General features: G+C 68.5%; 14 protein-coding genes and 2 pseudogenes. 5 read left to right on the plus strand and 11 right to left on the minus strand.

All coding sequences use genetic code 11. From position 1 onward, the window contains the following. Positions 1–27: 27 nt before the first annotated feature. From FCI23_RS33705 to FCI23_RS60435, 6 genes and pseudogenes are all read right to left on the minus strand, one after another. Positions 28–1731, minus strand: a complete 1704-nt coding sequence (locus FCI23_RS33705) for a carbohydrate-binding module family 20 domain-containing protein (RefSeq protein WP_136727897.1) — start codon at positions 1729–1731, stop codon at positions 28–30. A gap of 156 nt (positions 1732–1887) precedes the next feature. Beyond that, positions 1888–2182, minus strand: a pseudogene (locus FCI23_RS60430) (cation:dicarboxylate symporter family transporter); the annotation flags it as partial. Between the two features lie 79 nt (positions 2183–2261). Next, the gene (locus tag FCI23_RS33715; protein WP_136727899.1) at positions 2262–2603 is read right to left on the minus strand and encodes a DUF6415 family natural product biosynthesis protein; all 342 of its coding nucleotides are present in this window, start codon (positions 2601–2603) and stop codon (positions 2262–2264) included. Continuing rightward, positions 2600–3082 carry a hypothetical protein gene (locus tag FCI23_RS33720; protein ID WP_136727901.1) on the minus strand — a complete coding sequence of 161 codons (483 nt, stop codon included), beginning with the start codon at positions 3080–3082 and terminating at the stop codon, positions 2600–2602. Before FCI23_RS33720 ends, FCI23_RS33715 begins: the two co-directional genes overlap by 4 nt. Then, positions 3079–3456, minus strand: coding sequence for a hypothetical protein (locus FCI23_RS33725; RefSeq protein WP_136727902.1), 378 nt, complete (start codon positions 3454–3456; stop codon positions 3079–3081). Before FCI23_RS33725 ends, FCI23_RS33720 begins: the two co-directional genes overlap by 4 nt. Before the next feature lie 92 nt (positions 3457–3548). Continuing rightward, positions 3549–4310, minus strand: a pseudogene (locus tag FCI23_RS60435) (RNA-guided endonuclease InsQ/TnpB family protein); the annotation flags it as partial. A gap of 17 nt (positions 4311–4327) precedes the next feature. Here FCI23_RS60435 and FCI23_RS63205 point away from each other — a divergent pair. Beyond that, positions 4328–4534: an Arc family DNA-binding protein gene (locus FCI23_RS63205; RefSeq protein ID WP_136727904.1), complete on the plus strand. Its 207-nt coding sequence runs from the start codon at positions 4328–4330 to the stop codon at positions 4532–4534. 19 nt (positions 4535–4553) lie between these two features. Here FCI23_RS63205 and FCI23_RS33740 read toward each other — a convergent pair whose 3' ends face one another. After that, positions 4554–5357: a hypothetical protein gene (locus tag FCI23_RS33740; protein ID WP_246144306.1), complete on the minus strand. Its 804-nt coding sequence runs from the start codon at positions 5355–5357 to the stop codon at positions 4554–4556. Between the two features lie 155 nt (positions 5358–5512). On the opposite strand from FCI23_RS33740, the gene FCI23_RS33745 reads away from it, so the two are divergent. Then, positions 5513–7288, plus strand: a complete 1776-nt coding sequence (locus FCI23_RS33745) for an ABC transporter transmembrane domain-containing protein (RefSeq protein WP_136727906.1) — start codon at positions 5513–5515, stop codon at positions 7286–7288. Then, on the plus strand, positions 7285–9066 hold the full coding sequence (locus tag FCI23_RS33750) for an ABC transporter ATP-binding protein (protein ID WP_136727907.1): 1782 nt from the start codon (positions 7285–7287) through the stop codon (positions 9064–9066). The genes FCI23_RS33745 and FCI23_RS33750 overlap by 4 nt, the downstream gene beginning before the upstream one ends. 194 nt (positions 9067–9260) lie before the next feature. Here FCI23_RS33750 and FCI23_RS33755 read toward each other — a convergent pair whose 3' ends face one another. Next, positions 9261–10055 carry a metal-dependent hydrolase gene (locus tag FCI23_RS33755; RefSeq protein ID WP_136727909.1) on the minus strand — a complete coding sequence of 265 codons (795 nt, stop codon included), beginning with the start codon at positions 10053–10055 and terminating at the stop codon, positions 9261–9263. 133 nt (positions 10056–10188) lie between these two features. Between FCI23_RS33755 and FCI23_RS33760 the strand changes: the two genes are divergently transcribed. Next, positions 10189–12702: a DEAD/DEAH box helicase gene (locus FCI23_RS33760; protein WP_136727911.1), complete on the plus strand. Its 2514-nt coding sequence runs from the start codon at positions 10189–10191 to the stop codon at positions 12700–12702. A gap of 25 nt (positions 12703–12727) precedes the next feature. After that, positions 12728–13594: an acyl-CoA thioesterase gene (locus FCI23_RS33765; protein ID WP_136727913.1), complete on the plus strand. Its 867-nt coding sequence runs from the start codon at positions 12728–12730 to the stop codon at positions 13592–13594. A 380-nt stretch (positions 13595–13974) separates the two neighbouring features. On the opposite strand, the gene FCI23_RS60445 is transcribed toward FCI23_RS33765, so the two are convergent. The 3 genes from FCI23_RS60445 to FCI23_RS60450 form a co-directional block, all read right to left on the minus strand. Then, a complete protein-coding gene (locus FCI23_RS60445; protein WP_246144308.1) occupies positions 13975–15210 on the minus strand; it encodes a tyrosine-type recombinase/integrase in 1236 nt (411 codons plus the stop codon). Between the two features lie 71 nt (positions 15211–15281). Continuing rightward, entirely contained in the window at positions 15282–15473 is a 192-nt protein-coding gene (locus FCI23_RS33775; protein ID WP_136727915.1) for a helix-turn-helix transcriptional regulator, read from the minus strand. Between the two features lie 1477 nt (positions 15474–16950). Continuing rightward, the coding region (locus tag FCI23_RS60450; RefSeq protein ID WP_246144309.1) for a transposase at positions 16951–17391 on the minus strand (441 nt) is incomplete at its 5' end.

A 17391-nucleotide genomic window follows, 5' to 3' on the forward strand; every position in this document is an offset into this window, starting at 1 on the left:
GGCGCCTCGCGGTGCCCTAGCGGCGTGCTAGCTGCGCCATGTGTCGCTGACCGTCACCTTGCCGCTGGAGGGGACTGTGGCGGTGCGGTTGGACCCGGTTTCCCAGGTCACGTTTCCGCTGCCGTCCTTCTTGATGTACTTGTACTCGAACGCGGTACCGGCGCTCATCGGCACATCGAGTTTCCACACCGGGTAGGCGGCCGAGGAGAGCAGCAGAGCCTTACCGGTGTCCCAGTTGCCGAGGGTGTTGTTGTTGCCGGCGACATAGATGTTCTGGCCCAGGACGGTGGTGGCGTTCACCGCGAAGGACGCCCCCGACGCGGAGGTGCCGGAGCCGCTGCTGTTGCAGGTGGCCCCGGCGTAGAGTGCGACGGCGTCGTTGGAGCCGATGGTGGCGGTGAACTTGCTGTCGGAGCCGACGGTGTAGCTGGTGCCGCTGTGCTGCACATCGCAGTAGGTGCCGGCGGGCAGCGAAGTCGTGAACGTCTGGGTGAGCGAGCTGCTCTCGTGGTTGATCGCGACAAAGCCCTTGCTGCCGCGGCCGAACGCGATCGCGTTGTTGCCGTTGTCCCACCAGTTGGTCACCGAGGTGCCGGAGACGGCGTTGCGGAAGCCCACCATGCCGGCGATCTGCGGCCAGGCGTGCTGGCACTTCCAGCCGTCGCTGTAGCAGGCGTTGACGGTGCCGCCGTTCGGGGGGCCCGAGTCGTTGTCGGAGAACTCGTAGCCGGAGTAGACGTTCGGCGAGCCGTAGGGCCAGGCCAGCATGTAGACGTTGGCGAGGGTGTAGGTGGCGCCGTACTTGTAGTTGAGCGTCGAGCCGTTGCGCTCGGTGTCCCAGTTGTCGACGAAGGTGCGGGCGTTGGCGCTGGGCAGATAGCCCGCGCCCCATGAGGCACCCCAGTTGCTGAGGTACGACAGCTTCTCGCTGTTGAAGATGCGCTTGAGGTCGAACGCGCCCTGGAAGGCGTCCACATCGCCGGTGCCGGTGTACTCGGTGGGCTGGACGGCCTCACCGGAGCCGTAGATGACCTCCTGAGCCCAGAATATGGACGTATTGGTCAGCTTGGCCTTGATGGCGGCGAGGTCGCTCGCGGCGATGTGCTTGGCGGCGTCGATGCGGAAGCCGTCGGTACCGAGCGATATGAGGTTGTTGAGGTAGGCCGCGATGGTGGAGCGGACATAGTCGCTGCCGGTGTTCAGGTCCGCGAGCCCGACGAGTTCGCAGTTCTGGACGTTGTCGCGGTTGGTGTAGTCGGAGATGCTGGTGCGGCAGGAGTGGAAGTCCTGGTCCTGGTAGTACCCCGGGTAGTTGTACTTGGTGTACGAGGTGCCACCGGTCCCGGTGCCGGAGCCGGCTGTCATGTGGTTGATGACGGCGTCGGCGATGACCTTGACTCCGGCGGAGTGGCAGGTGTTCACCATGTTCTGGTAGGCGGTGCTGTCACCGAGCCGTCCGGCGATCTTGTAGCTGACCGGCTGGTACGAGGTCCACCACTGCGAGCCCTGGATGTGTTCCTGGGCCGGGGAGACCTCGACGTATCCGTAACCGGCGGGCCCCAGGGTGTCGGTGCAGGCCTTGGCGACGGAGTCGTATTTCCACTCGAAGAGGGTGGCCGTGACGTCCTTGCTACCGGGTGGCGTCGCCTGCGCCTGCTGCTGCGAGGCGGCCACGAGGCCGGTCGCGGCGAGCAGCGCGGCGAGCACCCCGCGCAGTACACGGGATCTCATGAAGCGGCTCCTTCTGTCGACGGGCACAAAGGTGCCCCGAGGACAGCCACGCGCCGGGCCATCATGGGGAGATGCGGAGTTCCCGCCCGTGGGAGCTCCGGGTAGGAGAGTGGCCCCGTGGGCGGGCACTGCGCAAGAGGCGCGGTGGAAGATATTTCAACGACTTGCGGAAACAGCTTGCTTCGCGGTTTCATTGTCCGGAACGTCAGCTTCCGCGTCCGGCTCCCCCGCCATCACCCGCTTCGCCAGCGGCACATCGAGCGCGCCCTCCAGCGTGATACGACGAAGACGGCCACGCGGTCGCCCAGCAGATTGGTGACGACCCGCATCGGGTCCATGCTCCGGTCGGCGCCCAGCAGCAGCGCGACCGCGCCGGCCGGGATGACACCGAGAGGCTGGACGCGGTGGCGGACAGCGCCAGGAACGCGGAGCCCGGGACACCGGCCATGCCCGCTTCCGCAGAGGCAGCATGCCCAGCCGTGCAACTGTCCCCCGTTGAGCTGCTGGATTGTGGAAGTCGAGGGAACCGCTCACTGGTCTCCCCCGGTATAGCTGAGGAGCCTGCGGCAGACGCGGGCGAGGCTCTGGACGTGATGGGTGGCCGACTGGAGCCCATTGCCAAGGTCGTTTTCTAGCAGCCTCTTGATGGCGTCAAGATCGGTGCGGCGCCGGCTCCACACGACGTCACCACGCCAGAGCGCGTCAACGGACCTTTCGGCCTGAGGCAGCAGCGCCTCGATGTGGGCGCGAAGTTCAGCGTTGAAACGCTCCAGGTCCTCAATGCGCTTTGGCGGTCCGCCGGCCATGGCCTCGTCGATGACCGCGCTGGTGAGGCGCGGGGTGGCCGTCTCGAACTTCGGAAGTGTGGTCATCGGCCGCCACCGTTCTGTCGCTGCGTGCCGGTGGCGGCGTGTGCGACGAGCGCGGCGCGCAGTTCCTCCGGGTTCGTGAGCCGACCGGTGCCGTCCGGCGGGATGGCCCAGTGCTGGCCCGGACCGGCCACGCGGGCAGGGCTGGGCAGCCCAACCCAGCAGTCGGAGCGGTCACGGTCACCGCTGTTCCCGAGACACTGGGTCCCGGGCAGGGACCAGCGGGCGGCGGTCCCGGCAGGTACGAGGACGTAGTAGATGCGCTGACGCGGGTCGTGTGCGACGGGTCCGCTGATGCCCAGCTCATGCAATGCGGCCTGTCCCGCGGTGCTGTCGGTGGTCGCGGGGAGCTCGACGGCGTCCCAGACGTGGCCGGCGGGGAACAGGACGGTCTGTCGCCTGTACCAGCCGGCGTGTGCCTCCGGTGGGTTGGGGTGGGTAGAGGCGAGCCACTCGACCGATCTGGTCGTCGTTGCCGTCATGACGCGCCCGCCAAGTCGCCTTGCCGCGTGCAGGTCAGGAAGGCACCCTGCTCGGCCAGCCAATGCTCCAGCTGCGGATACTCATACTCCGAGACAGCCATCGACCGATAGCGGGTCACAATGCCCGCCGCGCGGCGAACCGTCACCAGTTCCTGTGCCTCACGCCAACCGGGCCTATCGTCGAGAACGTCAGGCAGGTGAGTGTCGGCGAAAGCGGCGGCCACATCCCAGTGGCGGCACTCGGCGTACCGCCGGACCTCGCGGAGGAACGCCTCAACGTAGCTCCAGTGCGTGGTGCGCACGTACAGCACGACGGATACCCGGGCCACGGGGGCAAGTTTCGGTTTTTCCATGGAGACGATGCTGACCTGCATGAATCGCAAGGTGAAGGCGCGATCACAGGCGGTTCCAGAAGTCGATGTGCCCCGACTCCCACGCTGCATGGGAGTCGGGTGAGGTCACCCCCCTGCCGCTTCGCCTTCCAGTAGCCCTTTGATGCGGCCTGACCGCGCTTTGGTTTCCGCCGCGCCATCATCCGCTGATACCCGGCCAGCTTCCCGGCGGCCTTCTTGCCGTGCTGGGCATGGGGCAGGTCGTGGGTGTCGCTGGTGGTGGTCGCGGTCTCCTTCACACCCCAGTCGATCCCGATGCACCGCCCGGTCCCGGGCAGCGGCCAAGCTTCGGTCTTGACAACGAAGGAGGCGTACCAGTGGCCGAGGCTGTCGCGGTAGATCCGCACGCTCGTAGGGTCCGCGGGAAGCTCCCGCGACCACACCACCGTCATGACAATGCCCCCGGCCAGGCATAGACGGCCGTCCCTGAGGCGGAAGCCACGCCGCGTGTAGTTCAGCGTCGGGTTGCTCAGGTCCTTCTTCTTGAACCTCGGCATCCCCGCCCGCCGCCTGACCGGCAGCCGGGCCTTGATGTCTTTCACGGCCTTGGCGCGGGACTTGGCGAAATCCCGGATGATCTGCTGCTGCGGCACGCTGCCGCCCTGCCGCAGCCACTCGTGCTCGGCGCGCCAGCCGGTCAGCTTCTTGTCCAGCCGGGCCGGGCCGCATTCCTCCCCAGCCTTGTGCGCGGCACGGGACTCCGCGACGCACTGGTTCCACACCCAGCGACACCGGTCCCATTCCCCCAGCAGTGCCGCAAGCCCGGTGGACGACACGCGGAGCCGAAAGACATACCGGGCGTGCCCGGTGTCCCCGACTTCTTTCGATGTCGTCATGATGTCATCCTAGCGTCATGATTCGCTTCGCTCTCCGCCTTCCCGACGACCTGCACCAACAACTGACCGATCGCGCACGCACCGACCGGCGGTCCATCAACTCCGAGATCCTGCACTTGCTTGAGGTCGCCCTCAGCACTCCCGCGGCGAACGCCGAATCGCCCGCAGACGATTCGGCCACCTCTGCCCCGCTCCGCAGGAAGCCGGATTCCTCCCCGGCCTGAAGGCCGGGGCATCCTCCGGTCACCAGATGAAGCGTGCGGCGGCGTTGACCGCCAGAGTGCCCGGACGGTTACCGGAGGTTCCGGCTTCCAGATCCGTCCTGTCCCCCATGACGATCACCGGATGCAGGGCCGGCTCCAGGGTCCGCAGCAGGTACTCCATGTCGGCCCTGGACTGGCTGACGCAGGCCGAGGTACCGCTGCCGTGGTCCATGTGGAGCCAGATGCCGCCGCCCTTGGCCTCGCCCTCCGGGCGGGTGGGGTCGTTGGGTGCGGTGCCCCTGACGCGGTTGTAGTCGATGGCGATGACCAGGTCGAAGTCGTGCCAGTGGCTCCTGGCCCAGGAGCGCGGGGCGGTGAAGGAAGCGGACCGGTGGTAGGGGAGCTTGGATCCCGGGTCGGCCAGTACGCCGCCCGCGTCGGAGAGGGTGAAGACACCCACCGGGCTCTTCTTGTCGTCCTCGTGATGGTCGGTGGTCCAGCCGCGCTTGCCGTTGTGGGCCGCCCAGCCGCGCTCACGCCTCCAGGTCGAGCCGTGCTTGGTGTAGAGGACGACGACAGAGTCGGCGGAGGAAGCCCTCTTGCCGTAGACGGCCACAACTTGGCGTGAATTACTCGGTATCCGGCCAATCAGCGCGGCTCCGACGCCGGGGATCTCACGGCTCTCCGAGGCCGGGGAGGCGGAAGAGGCGGCTGCCCCCCGGCCCGTCCTGTCCTCCCCCTCGCCGGAACCGGCTCGGCCGTTCACCGTCGCGGAGCCGCACCCGGCCAGCAGCAGCCCTGCGGCTGTCGCCGCCGTTCGGAGAGTCCCAGTCGTCTTGACCATAACGGCCCCATCTTCGCATTCCCGCAGTACGCGCGAGCGGCCGGCGTTGGCGCGTTCCGTTCGGCAGCGGGAAAAACCGGTTGAATTCGGGGCCTGGCTGACGCGACTCTTGCACGTCGCCTTCCACCCGCCCCCAGCGCTCATTACGGGACGTCATGTCGCTTAGTGCTCTGCCTCACACCGACCCCGGCGTCCCCGATGCCCGGTCCGGTTTCCGTTTCCTGCTCTGGCTGGAGAAATGTCAGATACGCGGGCAGATCACGGCCGCCCTGTGGGGATCGCTCCACATGGCGGCCGTCGCTTCCTTCCCGGCGGCCGTCGGTCTGGCGGTGCAGGCCGTCGTCGACCACTCGGGCGACCGGCTGGCGGCGGCCGGGGGGCTGATGCTGACGCTGGGCGTCCTGACCGCGGTCGGTGACACGATGCTGCACCGCACCTCCGTCACCAACTGGATCACCGCGGCGGCCCGGGTGCAGCTGCTGCTCGCCCGCAAGACCGTCGAGCTGGGCTCGGTGCTGACCCGCCGGGTGGCGGCCGGCGAGGTGGTCGCGGTGAGCACGGGCGACGTCGAGAAGATCGGCTGGTTCGTGGAGTCGCTGGCGCGCTTCACCTCCGCCTCCGTCGCGACCATCGGCGTCGCGGTCGCGCTGGTCGTCTACCAGCCCGCGCTGGGGGTCCTGGTGGCGGTCGCCATCCCGGTGCTCGCGCTCGCCGTGCTGCCGCTGCTGCCGCACGCGACCCGGCGGGCGGACGAGCAGCGGCACAAGGCGGGCAAGGCCACCGAACTGGCCTGCGACACGGTGGCGGGGCTGCGCGTGCTGCGCGGAATCGGCGGCGAGGAGCTGTTCCTGGCCCGCTATCGGCGCGCCTCGCAGGAGGTCCGTACGGCGGCGGTGCGCAGTGCCCGGATGTGGGCGCTGATCAGCGCCGTACAGGTGGCGCTGCCGGGGCTGCTGCTTGTCGGGGTGGCCTGGTACGGGGCACGGCTGGCGCTCGACGGCCGGATCACGGTCGGCGAACTGGTGACGGTCTACGGGTCGGTGGGCTTCCTGATGTTCCCCTTGCGGAACTTCGAGGAGATCGCCATGGCCTATTCCTTCTCCCGGCCCTCGGCCAAGCGCGCGGCACGGGTCCTGTCGCTGGAGCGCGGCGCCGACTCCGTACAGGACAGCGACGACCGCCCGCTGCCGAGCGGGGACCTGTACGACCCGGCGACCGGGCTGCTGGCCCCCGCAGGGCTGCTGACGGCGGTGGTGTGCGGTGACCCGGACGCGGCGGGCCGGCTCGCCGACCGGCTGGGCGGCCACAGCCCCGGGCGGGCCGACGGCGATCCGTCGGTGCTGCTGGGCGGGGCGCCTCTGGACGGGCTGCCGCTGGACGTGGCGCGGACCGCCGTACTCGTACAGGACAAGGACCCGGTGCTGCTGTCCGGAACACTGCACGAGCTGTTGGATGTGTCCTCCTCCGGAAACGTCCCGCCGACGGCGGCGCTGGCCGCGGCCCAGTGCGGGGATGTCCTCGACGCGCTCGCGCAGGCGTCCGTCGATGATTCGGGAGACCCGATGAGGACCCGGATCACCGAGCGCGGGCGGTCGCTGTCCGGCGGGCAGCGGCAGCGGCTGGCGCTGGCCCGCTCGCTGGTCGCGGATCCGCAGGTGCTGGTCCTCGACGAGCCGACGAGCGCCGTGGACTCGCACACCGAGGCGCGGATCGCGCACGGGGTCAAGGCTCTGCGGGACGGCCGCACCACGGTGGTCTTCGCCTCCAGCCCGCTGATCCTGGACCGGGCCGACCGGGTGGTGTTCGTCGACGGCGGTTCGACGGCCGTCGCCGGCACGCACCAGGAACTGCTCCGCACCCACCTCGGCTACCGCGCCGTGGTGACCCGTGAGACCGGATACGAGCTCAAGCCAGTCGAGGAGTCCGCATGATCGGCGTGAAGCCGCCGCAATACGATCCGGCCGCGCCGCAGCAGAGCACCACCCTGCCGGTCGGCTCGCCGGCCACAGTACGTGCCTACATCGGCGAGCTCGCCCGGCGGCACCGCGGCGCGTTCGTGGTACTCGTCACCGTCAACTCGGTCGCGGTCATCGCCTCGATGGTCGGCCCGTATCTGCTGGGCCGGCTGGTGCAGGATCTGTCGGACGGCGTCCGGCAGATCCATCTGGGGCCGGTGGTGGGGCTGTTCCTCGCCGCGCTCGCCGTGCAGGCGGTCTTCACACGGCTGGTACGGCTGCGCGGCGCGATCCTCGGCGAGCGAATGCTGGCCGATCTGCGCGAGGACTTCCTCATACGGTCGGTCGGGCTGCCGCCGGGCGTGCTGGAACGCGCCGGGACCGGCGACCTGCTGTCCCGGATCACCACCGACATCGACCGGCTGGCGAACGCGATGCGCGAGGCGGTGCCGCAGCTGGCGATCGCGGTGGTGTGGGGCGGGCTGCTGCTCGGCGCGATCGCCGTGACCGCGCCGCCGCTGGCCCCCGCGGTGCTGGTGGCGGTGCCGCTACTGGTGGTCGTCTGCCGCTGGTACTTCCGGCGTGCCCCGCAGGCGTACCGCTCCGAGGCCGCCGGATACGCGGCGGTGGCGGCAGTGCTCGCCGAGTCGGTCGACGCCGGGCGCACCATCGAGGCACACCGGCTCGGCGGGCGCCGCGAGGAGCTGTCCCGGACCCGGATCCGCGAGTGGGTGGCGTGGGAGCGCTACACGCTGTGGCTGCGCAGTGTGCTCTTCCCGGCGATCAACCTCACGCACACCCTGATCGTCGGGGCGGTGCTGATGTTCGGCGGGGTGTTCGCGCTGAAGGGCTGGATTTCCGTCGGCGAGCTGACGACCAGCGCGCTGTACGCGCAGATGCTCGTCGACCCGGTCAACCTCATCCTGCGCTGGTACGACGAGCTACAGGTGGCCCAGGTGTCGCTGGCGCGACTGGTCGGCGTCCGCGAGGTCGCGACCGGGGGCTCGGACGAGCAGCTCGTCCCGGACGGCCGCGATGTGCGCGCCGACGGTGTGCGCTTCGGGTACCGGGCGGGCAGCGATGTGCTGCACGGGGTGTCGCTGCGGGTCCGTCCGGGCACCCGGCTGGCGCTCGTCGGCCCCTCCGGCGCCGGCAAGTCGACGCTCGGGCGGCTGCTGGCCGGGATCTACGCGCCCCGGGCCGGCGAGGTCACCCTCGGCGGGGCCGAGCTGGCCAGGATGCCCGCGGAGCGGGTCCGCGAGCATGTGGCGCTGGTCAACCAGGAGCACCACGTATTCGTCGGCACGCTCCGCGACAACCTTCAGCTCGCCAGGACAGGGGCGGACGACACCCAGCTGTGGGACGCCCTGCGAGCGGTCGACGCCGACAGCTGGGCCAGCGCCCTCGGCGACGGGCTCGACACCGAGGTCGGCTCCGGCGGCACCGCGCTCACCCCGGCCCAGGCGCAGCAGATCGCGCTCGCCCGCCTTGTCCTGGCCGACCCGCACACCCTCGTCCTCGACGAGGCCACCTCGCTCCTCGACCCGCGTGCCGCCCGCCATCTGGAGCGGTCCCTCGCGCGGGTGCTCGACGGGCGGACGGTGGTCGCGATCGCCCACCGCCTGCACACCGCACACGACGCGGATGTGATCGCGGTGGTCGAGGACGGCCGGATCAGCGAGTACGGCAGCCACGACCAACTGGTCGCCGCCGATGGCGCGTACGCGGCCCTGTGGCGCTCCTGGCACGGCTAGCACGGGGGTTGGTCCTCCCCCCAGGTATCTCCCCCGGCCTTCGGCCGGGGGAGATACCTGGGGGGAGGGTGGGCACAACACCGGCCACCGCCCCGCACATGCACGCAGGGGCCCGGGGCAGAGCCCCGGTTTCGGGAAGGGCCGGGCTGGGGGAAGGCCGCCGCAGGCGCCCCCGCCGCCAACTCCCCGCCGCCTCAGCCGCCGAACACGCCGAGGGCACCCAACGCGGCCAGCCCGCCGGCGGCGAAGAAGACCGGGGTCAGCACCTTGATCTCGACCCAGCTGCCGGCCCGGAAGCGCATCGGCTTCGGCGGCCCGATCGGGTACCACCGCCTGCGCCCTATCGGAATGGGCCAGAGCACCGGGCACCCCGAGACGGTCAGGGCGTCGCCGAGGCAGTGCACGATCGAGCCGAGGACAATCGGCAGCCCTATCCACAGATACTGCTGGCCGGGATGGGTGAACAGCCAGCCCTTGCCGTTCGACGAGTCCAGCGCGTCGGCCAGCATCCAGGCGCCGGTCGCTCCGAGCAGCCAGACCAGCACGTCGCTGGACATCCGGGCCTGCCGCCACAGCAGTCCCTCGACGGCCAGCACGAGGTGGATGAAGAGGATGGCCAGCACTCCCCAGCGGCCGCCGAACCAGGCGATCGCCGAGGCCCCGGTGCCGAGCAGCACGGCCCACACCCAGGTGTGGGTGAGGGTGCGGTGACCCCCGGAACGGCGCGGGTCACCGGCCTTGCGGGTCGCCTTGTAGGTGGCGTAGGAGATCTTGTCGGTGACCTCGCACAGCGTCCGGGATATCGGCCCGAAGGCGCGGGAGATCGTCGCGGCCTTGTGGTCGAGGTCGGGGGCGAGTGCGGCACCCGCGCAGATAAGGGCGCCGACCACGAGCGTCGGCCAGGGCATCGGGTGGTTCAGCGCGGCCGCTGCCGCTCCCACCCCCAGCCATGCCGCTGCTCCGGAGAGTGAGTGCGCCGGTCCCATCATGGTCTTGCCCCGCCCCTTCCGACCCGCCGATAGGCGGGGTTGACGCGTGATCGCGGGCACACCCTACCGTCGAATGATCACCATCCTTGCCGCCGGTTCCGCTCCGGGGCCGTAAGGCAGGCAAGATGGTGGGGTGACCCTCATCGATCAGCTGCCTTCCGAGCCCGACCCAGATGCCCTTTTCGAAGCCTTCGCCAGTTGGACGGAGGACCGGGGCATCACGCTCTACCCCGCTCAGGAGGAGGCGCTGATCGAGGTGGTCTCGGGGGCGAACGTGATCCTTTCGACCCCGACGGGATCGGGAAAGAGCCTGGTCGCGGCAGGTGCGCACTTCGCCGCGCTGGCCCGGGACGAGGTCACCTTCTACACCGCTCCGATCAAGGCGCTGGTCTCGGAGAAGTTCTTCGACCTGTGCAAGATGTTCGGCACCGAGAATGTCGGGATGCTCACCGGCGACGCCTCGGTGAACCCGGACGCGCCCGTCATCTGCTGCACCGCGGAGGTGCTCGCGTCCATCGCGCTCCGGGACGGCAGGAACGCCGATGTCGGCCAGGTCGTCATGGACGAGTTCCACTTCTACGCGGAGCCGGACCGCGGATGGGCCTGGCAGATCCCGCTGCTCGAACTGCCGCAGGCGCAGTTCCTGCTGATGTCCGCGACCCTCGGTGACGTCAGCCGCTTCGAGGCGGACCTGACCCGCCGCACCGGCCGGCCGACCACTGTGGTCCGGTCCGCGACCCGGCCGGTGCCGCTGAGTTACGAGTACCGGCTGACGCCGCTCACCGAGACGCTGACGGAGTTGCTGGAGACCAGGCAGTCGCCGGTCTACATCGTGCACTTCACCCAGGCAGCGGCGGTGGAGCGGGCCCAGGCACTGATGAGCATCAACATGTGCACCCGCGCGGAGAAGGACGCCATCGCGGAACTCATCGGCAACTTCCGTTTCACCACTAAGTTTGGCCGCAATCTTTCGCGTTACGTCCGGCACGGCATCGGCGTGCACCACGCCGGAATGCTGCCGAAGTACCGGCGGCTGGTGGAGAAGCTCGCGCAGGCCGGGCTGCTGAAGGTCATCTGCGGCACCGACACTCTCGGCGTGGGCGTCAACGTGCCGATCCGCACCGTGCTGTTCACTGCCCTGGCGAAGTACGACGGCAACCGGGTGCGGGTGCTGCGGTCGCGTGAGTTCCACCAGATCGCGGGGCGCGCCGGTCGGGCCGGGTTCGACACCTCCGGGCTGGTTGTCGCGCAGGCGCCCGAGCATGTCATCGAGAACGAGAAGGCTCTCGCCAAGGCGGGGGACGACCCGAAGAAGCGTCGCAAGGTGGTCCGTAAGAAGGCCCCCGAGGGGTTCGTCGGCTGGAGCGAGAGCACATTCGACAAGCTGATCGCCTCCGACCCCGAGCCGCTCACCTCGCGGTTCCGGGTCACCCACGCGATGCTGCTGTCGGTCATCGCCCGGCCCGGCAACGCCTTCCACGCGATGCGGCACCTGCTGGAGGACAACCACGAGGACCGCCGTGCGCAGCTGCGGCACATCCGCCGGGCCATCGCCATCTACCGCTCGCTGCTCGCGGGCGGCGTCGTGGAGCGCCTCGACCAACCCGACGAGGAGGGCAGGATCGTCCGGCTGACGGTAGATCTGCAGTCCGACTTCGCGCTCAACCAGCCGCTGTCCACCTTCGCGCTGGCCGCGTTCGAACTCCTCGATCAGGAGTCGCCGTCGTACGCGCTCGACATGGTCTCCGTCGTGGAGTCCACTCTCGACGACCCCCGGCAGATCCTCGCCGCCCAGCAGAACAAGGCACGGGGTGAGGCCGTGGCAGCGATGAAGTCCGACGGCATCGAGTACGAGGAGCGGATGGAGCGGCTGCAGGACATCTCCTACGCCAAGCCCCTGGAGGAGCTCCTCTTCCACGCGTACGGCGTCTACCGCAAGAGCCACCCGTGGGTCGGAGACCATCCGCTCTCCCCCAAGTCAGTCGTCCGCGACATGTACGAACGGGCCATGACCTTCAGCGAGTTCACCTCGCACTACGAGCTCGCCCGCACCGAGGGCATTGTCCTGCGCTACCTCGCCAGTGCCTACAAGGCCCTTGAGCACACCGTCCCGGACGATCTGAAGTCCGAGGACCTCCAGGACCTGATCGCCTGGCTCGGGGAGCTGGTGCGCCAGGTCGACTCCAGCCTGCTGGACGAGTGGGAGCAGCTCGCCAACCCGGAGGTGATGACCGCCGAGGAGGCCCAGGAGCGCGCCGACCAGGTCAAACCGGTCACCGCCAACGCCCGTGCCTTCCGGGTGCTGGTGCGCAACGCCATGTTCCGCCGGGTCGAGCTGGCCGCGCTGGAGAAGTACAGCGAGCTCGCCGAGCTCGACTCCGAAGCCGGCTGGGACGCCAACACCTGGGCCGACGCGATGGACGCCTACTGGGACGAGTACGCGGAGCTGGGCACCGGCCCTGACGCCCGCGGCCCCAAGCTGCTCCAGATCGAGGAGGAGCCGGAGCACGGTCTGTGGAGGGTCCGCCAGGTCTTCGCCGATCCGAACGGCGACCACGACTGGGGCATCTCCGCCGAGATCGACCTGGCGGCCTCCGACGAGGAAGGCCGCGCCGTGGTCCGTCTCACGGATGTGGGCACCCTGTGATAGCACAAATGAAGGAGCACGATCGATGAGCAACCCCGCCGAACGCCTGGTGGACCTGCTGGACCTCGAGAAGATCGAGGAGAACATCTACCGCGGCCAGAGCCCCGACGAACTCCTGCAGCGGGTGTTCGGCGGGCAGGTCGCGGGCCAGGCCCTGGTCGCCGCCGGGCGTACCACCGACGGGCAGCGGCCGGTGCACTCACTGCACGCGTACTTCGTGCGGCCGGGCCGCCCGGGAGTGCCGATCGTGTACCAGGTCGAGCGGATCCGGGACGGGCGGTCGTTCACCACCAGGCGGGTGGTGGCGATACAGCAGGGCCGGACCATCTTCAATCTGACGGCCTCCTTCCATCAGCCGGAACCTGGATTCGAGCACCAATTGCCGATGCCCGCCACGCCCGGTCCGGAGGGCCTGCCGAAACTCGACGACGAGATCCGCGAGCATCTGGGCGAACTCCCTGAACCGCTGGAGCGGATGGCCCGGCGGCAGGCTTTTGATATTCGCTACGCCGAGCCGCTGCGCTGGACTCCCGCCGAGATCGAGACCGCCGAGCCGCGCAGCGCTGTGTGGATGCGCGCGGTCGGCCCGCTCGGCGACGACCCGCTGGTGCACACCTGCGCCGTCACCTACGCCAGCGACATGACGCTGCTGGACGCTGTACGGGTACCGGTGGAGCCCCTGTGGGGGCAGCGCGGCTTCGACATGGCCAGCCTCGACCACGCCATGTGGTTCCACCGCCCCTTCCGGGCCGACGAGTGGTTCCTGTACCAGCAGGAGTCCCCCATCGCGACCGGCGCTCGCGGCCTGGCCCGCGGCCAGATCTACGACCGGGAAGGAAAGCTGCTGGTCTCGGTGATGCAGGAGGGGCTGTTCCGGAAAATCGGCAGCTGACCTGGGCCCTTGCCGACGACCGACGGCCCGCGTCAAGCCGTTCCGCGCGACGCGGACCGGGCCGCGCACGGCCCGTCATCGAGGGAAAAAGCAGGAGCCCGAATCAAATACTCGTTCCCACTGCGTCCCCCTACGTTTCATTGCATCCCACAGCTAGTGTGCCAATAGTGTGCCAGAAAGAGCGTGTGGTCTAGTCCACTTGACCAAATGGACTAGACCACTCACCTCTCAGTGCGCCCCGGGGTCCCGCCCAAGGGCGTCGATGATGCGCTGGACCATCTGCTCCCGCTGGCCGTGGATGCACTTGTAGTAGGTATCCAGCAGGACAGCCACGCTATGGCCCGCCATCTCCGCCACGTCCGCGGCGGGGACACCGGAGTTCAGCCACAACGAGACCGCGGCGTGCCGCAGGTCGTAGGGCCTGCGCGCAAGCGGTGATGCCGCGAGGCCCGGCGGGAAGGCAAGCCCCGCGCTTTGTGCCAGACATCGAGGTAGCGGGTGGAATCCAGCCGCCCTCCGTTAGGACTACGGAACAGACGGCCGCCCTCGGCCGTGCCGAACTCGTCGACGTACGCCCGCAGAATCCGCACCAGCTCCGGCGAGATCGGCACCAACCGCACCTCACCCCGGGCCCGGTGCTTCAGCCCCCGCTGCTCATGCTTGCGCCCGTCGTCCGTCCACGCCGAGCCCGCGCGCGTGCTGACCTCATTCAGGGTAAGCAACCCCGCTCCCTTCGCCGGAAGGTCGCAGTCCTGAAGTCGCAGTTCCACAGCCTCTTCCGGCCGCAGGGCCGCAAAGTACAAGGTGGCGAAGAACGGCATCAACAGGCGTCCTCGCTGGTGCTCCCAGGTTCCGACGTAGGTGACCGCGGTCAGGAGTTCGCGGGCCTGCTGCGGGCTGACGACCACCCGCGGATCCACCTGACGGGTTAGGCGCGGGGCGCGCCAACCGATCTTGTCGATGGGGTTTTGCGGTAGGGCGCCCTTCTCCACCGCGTACTCGAGCGCGTTATGAAGCACAGCTCGGATCCGTTGCGAACTGCTGGGACGCGCGGCCCTTCCGTCCAGGCGCAAACCAATGCACCGCAGAACATGGCGCACAACGTCGAGGTCGTTCAGATCCGATACCGGCCGCGAATGATCAGCGACCCATTCCAAAGCAGCCGCTACGTCGGCGGTCGGCGCTTCACTACGTTCCGCCGGCCGGAAGGCCCAATGCGTCAACGCCCGGCGGATCACCTTCGCGTCCGGCGCCTTCGCGCTTTTCCTGGATTCAACGATCAGCGCCGTTGTTACGCCCGCCAGCGCGGCAGCAGTGTTCTTCCTCGTATTGGCCGCAGCTCCAGGCCATTTCATCTCGGCGTACAAGCGGGCGAATTCGTACCATGTCAACACCTCCGGCTCCGGCTGCATCGACAGGGGAAGGCCCGTCTCGGTGTCGAAGTGCTCACCACGGTTTGCAGCGGCGATCAGATTGCCGCGGAAGAGCTCAGCGTGCGCGGAAGTACGGTAGGAGGCGTAAAAGGGCTTACCGTCGACAGCCCAACGGACCTGATACGGTTTCGGTCGCCCCTTCCGGTTTTGAGTCGTCCAGACTTGCACGTTGGCGATTCGCAATAGTCACACCATCAAGCGCCGAGAGTGATTCGGGCCCGCATCTGCGAACCCGATAGCTGACGAAGAAGAAATCATCCGGTAAGGCCGTCGAGCCACTGCTCGAGGTCGCTGCACCTGATGCGGACCTGACCGTTGGGCAGGCGCGTCGCACGCGGGCCACGCCCTGTTGCACGCCAGCGGTGAAAGCTCGATCGATGAATCTTGCCGCCCAACCGTGCCAGGACTTCGGGGATGGTCAGCAGATCGTCAATAGGTTCGGGCACAGTTCAATTCCCTTTCTTCACGGGTGGTCAGCAGGCGGTGCAATCGAAGGAGCCCAGCGCCCCGTCTCCCGGCAGCGGCAGCTCCTGAGAACAGACCGACCCGACGAACGTTGATCGTCATGCCGGCCTTCCTCCGTCCGCCGCGATTAGGGCGGTCGTCGTCGAGCCGCGCGGGGCCGGCTGCGGCCTCGCCGTGTGAACCAAAAGGGTCGGGGGGTATCGCGGAGTGGCACATGGGGTTCCTCACGCGGCGCAGCGGTGTGGGGCGCTGCACGCCGAAACAGCATCTGAAACGGAACGGAGGTCAGGCTGCTGGGCCTGGATGATGGCCGACGCGGAATTCTCTGCTCCGAGATAGCAGCGGCGTGGATACCGGGCTCGTTCCTCCTCGTTCTTGCCGTCCGGCATCAGGCACCGCATCCGCACGTGGTTCCACCGCCAAGCACAACCGGTGCGGACAAGAACCAGTTTGGGGACGAACGCCGGTTTGGCTAACCGGCGAATTGCCGCTATAACCAGGCACCCCACCACCAACCAGTGGGCAGTCTGCCGTTGACCCTGCGGGGATCTTGATCCGTGCCGCAAGGGACCGGCGGCCTCGGACGGGGTCGTCTTGCGGAGGCTCTCAATCCAGCCAGGAATATCCTCAGGCGCCCGTGACGGTGACACGCCGCAGCTGGTCGTAGCGGGCTTTGCGGGTCGATCGACGCACCCCGGACCGACCGGTTTCTGGCAGTGCACGTTGGCATCGTGATCACCGATGACGGATCAGCCCTGGGCGCGCAGCATGCCGATGGCCCCTAGCCGGAGCCGAACCACAGCCTCCACGACCGGTCGGCGGTTGACCGGACCACAAAGGTTGCGGCGATGACGCGCATGACGATGATTCCTTCGTTGACCTGTAGCTTTTCCGGACCCATTTACGTTGACATGGTCAGGAGCCAGGTATCCAGTCCGTTCCCGCCGTTGCTCGTCTGCCGTAGGCGAACTGGATTTGGAAGCGACTGGCCGCCCGCGCCTGCTGGCATCGTCACGGGCTGCGCGGTCGGCGCAGCCTACAGGGGGAAAGGGGCTATCAAGGCACCGGCGGGACTGTGCACGGTCCCCTCCGAAACAAGCACCGCAGCCTCTACTCTCGCCGCGTTCCCGTGGCCACCAGGGCGAACGACCTTTGCCGAACTGGGATCCAGCTCCGCTCCGGCGTCCAACAGCAACTCATCTACACCTGGTGGCGTATCGGCATCGGCGGGCCGCTTCCGCCGGATCACTGGGCGCTCGCGGGCAGAGACTGGGGGGGCAGCGCGCTTCCCCTCTTGCCTCTCCAGGTGATGGCGTTCCGCGCCAGGATGCGAGCTCTGGTGCCCCCAACCGTCACGCGAGCGGCATCACCCAATCAGAATCAGCAGACGCTCCACGGCTCCCGGAGACCTCCAGTAACGGGAGTGTCAACTTAACGGCTGATCTGGGTTGTCGAGTTCTAGTTGTTGGCGGGGGTCAGGCGTCCTTCGAAGGCGATCTGGAAGGCGTTCAGCGGGGCCTTCCAGCGCATGGTCCACCTCTTGCGGCCCTTGCCGGTCGGGTCGAGGCTCATGAGCGCCATGTAGACGCACTTGAGGGCGGCAGCCTCGTTCGGGAAGTGTCCGCGGGCCCGGACGGCCTTGCGGATGCGGGCGTTGACGCTCTCGATGGCGTTGGTCGAGCAGATGACCTTGCGGATCTCGACGTCGAAGGAGAGGAAGGGCACGAACTCGGCCCAGGCACTCTCCCAGAGGGCAGGGCATAGTGCCCCTCTTCGTGGCATTTCTGAGGAGACGTTGCTTGTCACGCATCCCTTCCATCCCCTGTCGGGGCGCCGGGTGCGGGTGTGCCGGACGGTGCGTCGCTCCGGCGGGCTGGTCTTCATCTGCACTGCCGGTGA

The sequence above is a fragment of the Actinacidiphila oryziradicis genome (assembly GCF_005047355.1).
In the GTDB taxonomy this organism is placed as follows: Bacteria; Actinomycetota; Actinomycetes; order Streptomycetales; family Streptomycetaceae; genus Actinacidiphila; species Actinacidiphila oryziradicis.

Bases quoted from the DNA above. Each gene is read 5' to 3' on its own strand.
- FCI23_RS33705 (WP_136727897.1), bottom strand. From the start codon at position 1,731: ATGAGATCCCGTGTACTGCGCGGGGTGCTCGCCGCGCTGCTCGCCGCG.
- FCI23_RS33715 (WP_136727899.1), bottom strand. From the start codon at position 2,603: ATGACCACACTTCCGAAGTTCGAGACGGCCACCCCGCGCCTCACCAGC.
- FCI23_RS33720 (WP_136727901.1), bottom strand. From the start codon at position 3,082: ATGACGGCAACGACGACCAGATCGGTCGAGTGGCTCGCCTCTACCCAC.
- FCI23_RS33725 (WP_136727902.1), bottom strand. From the start codon at position 3,456: ATGCAGGTCAGCATCGTCTCCATGGAAAAACCGAAACTTGCCCCCGTG.
- FCI23_RS63205 (WP_136727904.1), top strand. From the start codon at position 4,328: ATGATTCGCTTCGCTCTCCGCCTTCCCGACGACCTGCACCAACAACTG.
- FCI23_RS33740 (WP_246144306.1), bottom strand. From the start codon at position 5,357: ATGGTCAAGACGACTGGGACTCTCCGAACGGCGGCGACAGCCGCAGGG.
- FCI23_RS33745 (WP_136727906.1), top strand. From the start codon at position 5,513: ATGTCGCTTAGTGCTCTGCCTCACACCGACCCCGGCGTCCCCGATGCC.
- FCI23_RS33750 (WP_136727907.1), top strand. From the start codon at position 7,285: ATGATCGGCGTGAAGCCGCCGCAATACGATCCGGCCGCGCCGCAGCAG.
- FCI23_RS33755 (WP_136727909.1), bottom strand. From the start codon at position 10,055: ATGATGGGACCGGCGCACTCACTCTCCGGAGCAGCGGCATGGCTGGGG.
- FCI23_RS33765 (WP_136727913.1), top strand. From the start codon at position 12,728: ATGAGCAACCCCGCCGAACGCCTGGTGGACCTGCTGGACCTCGAGAAG.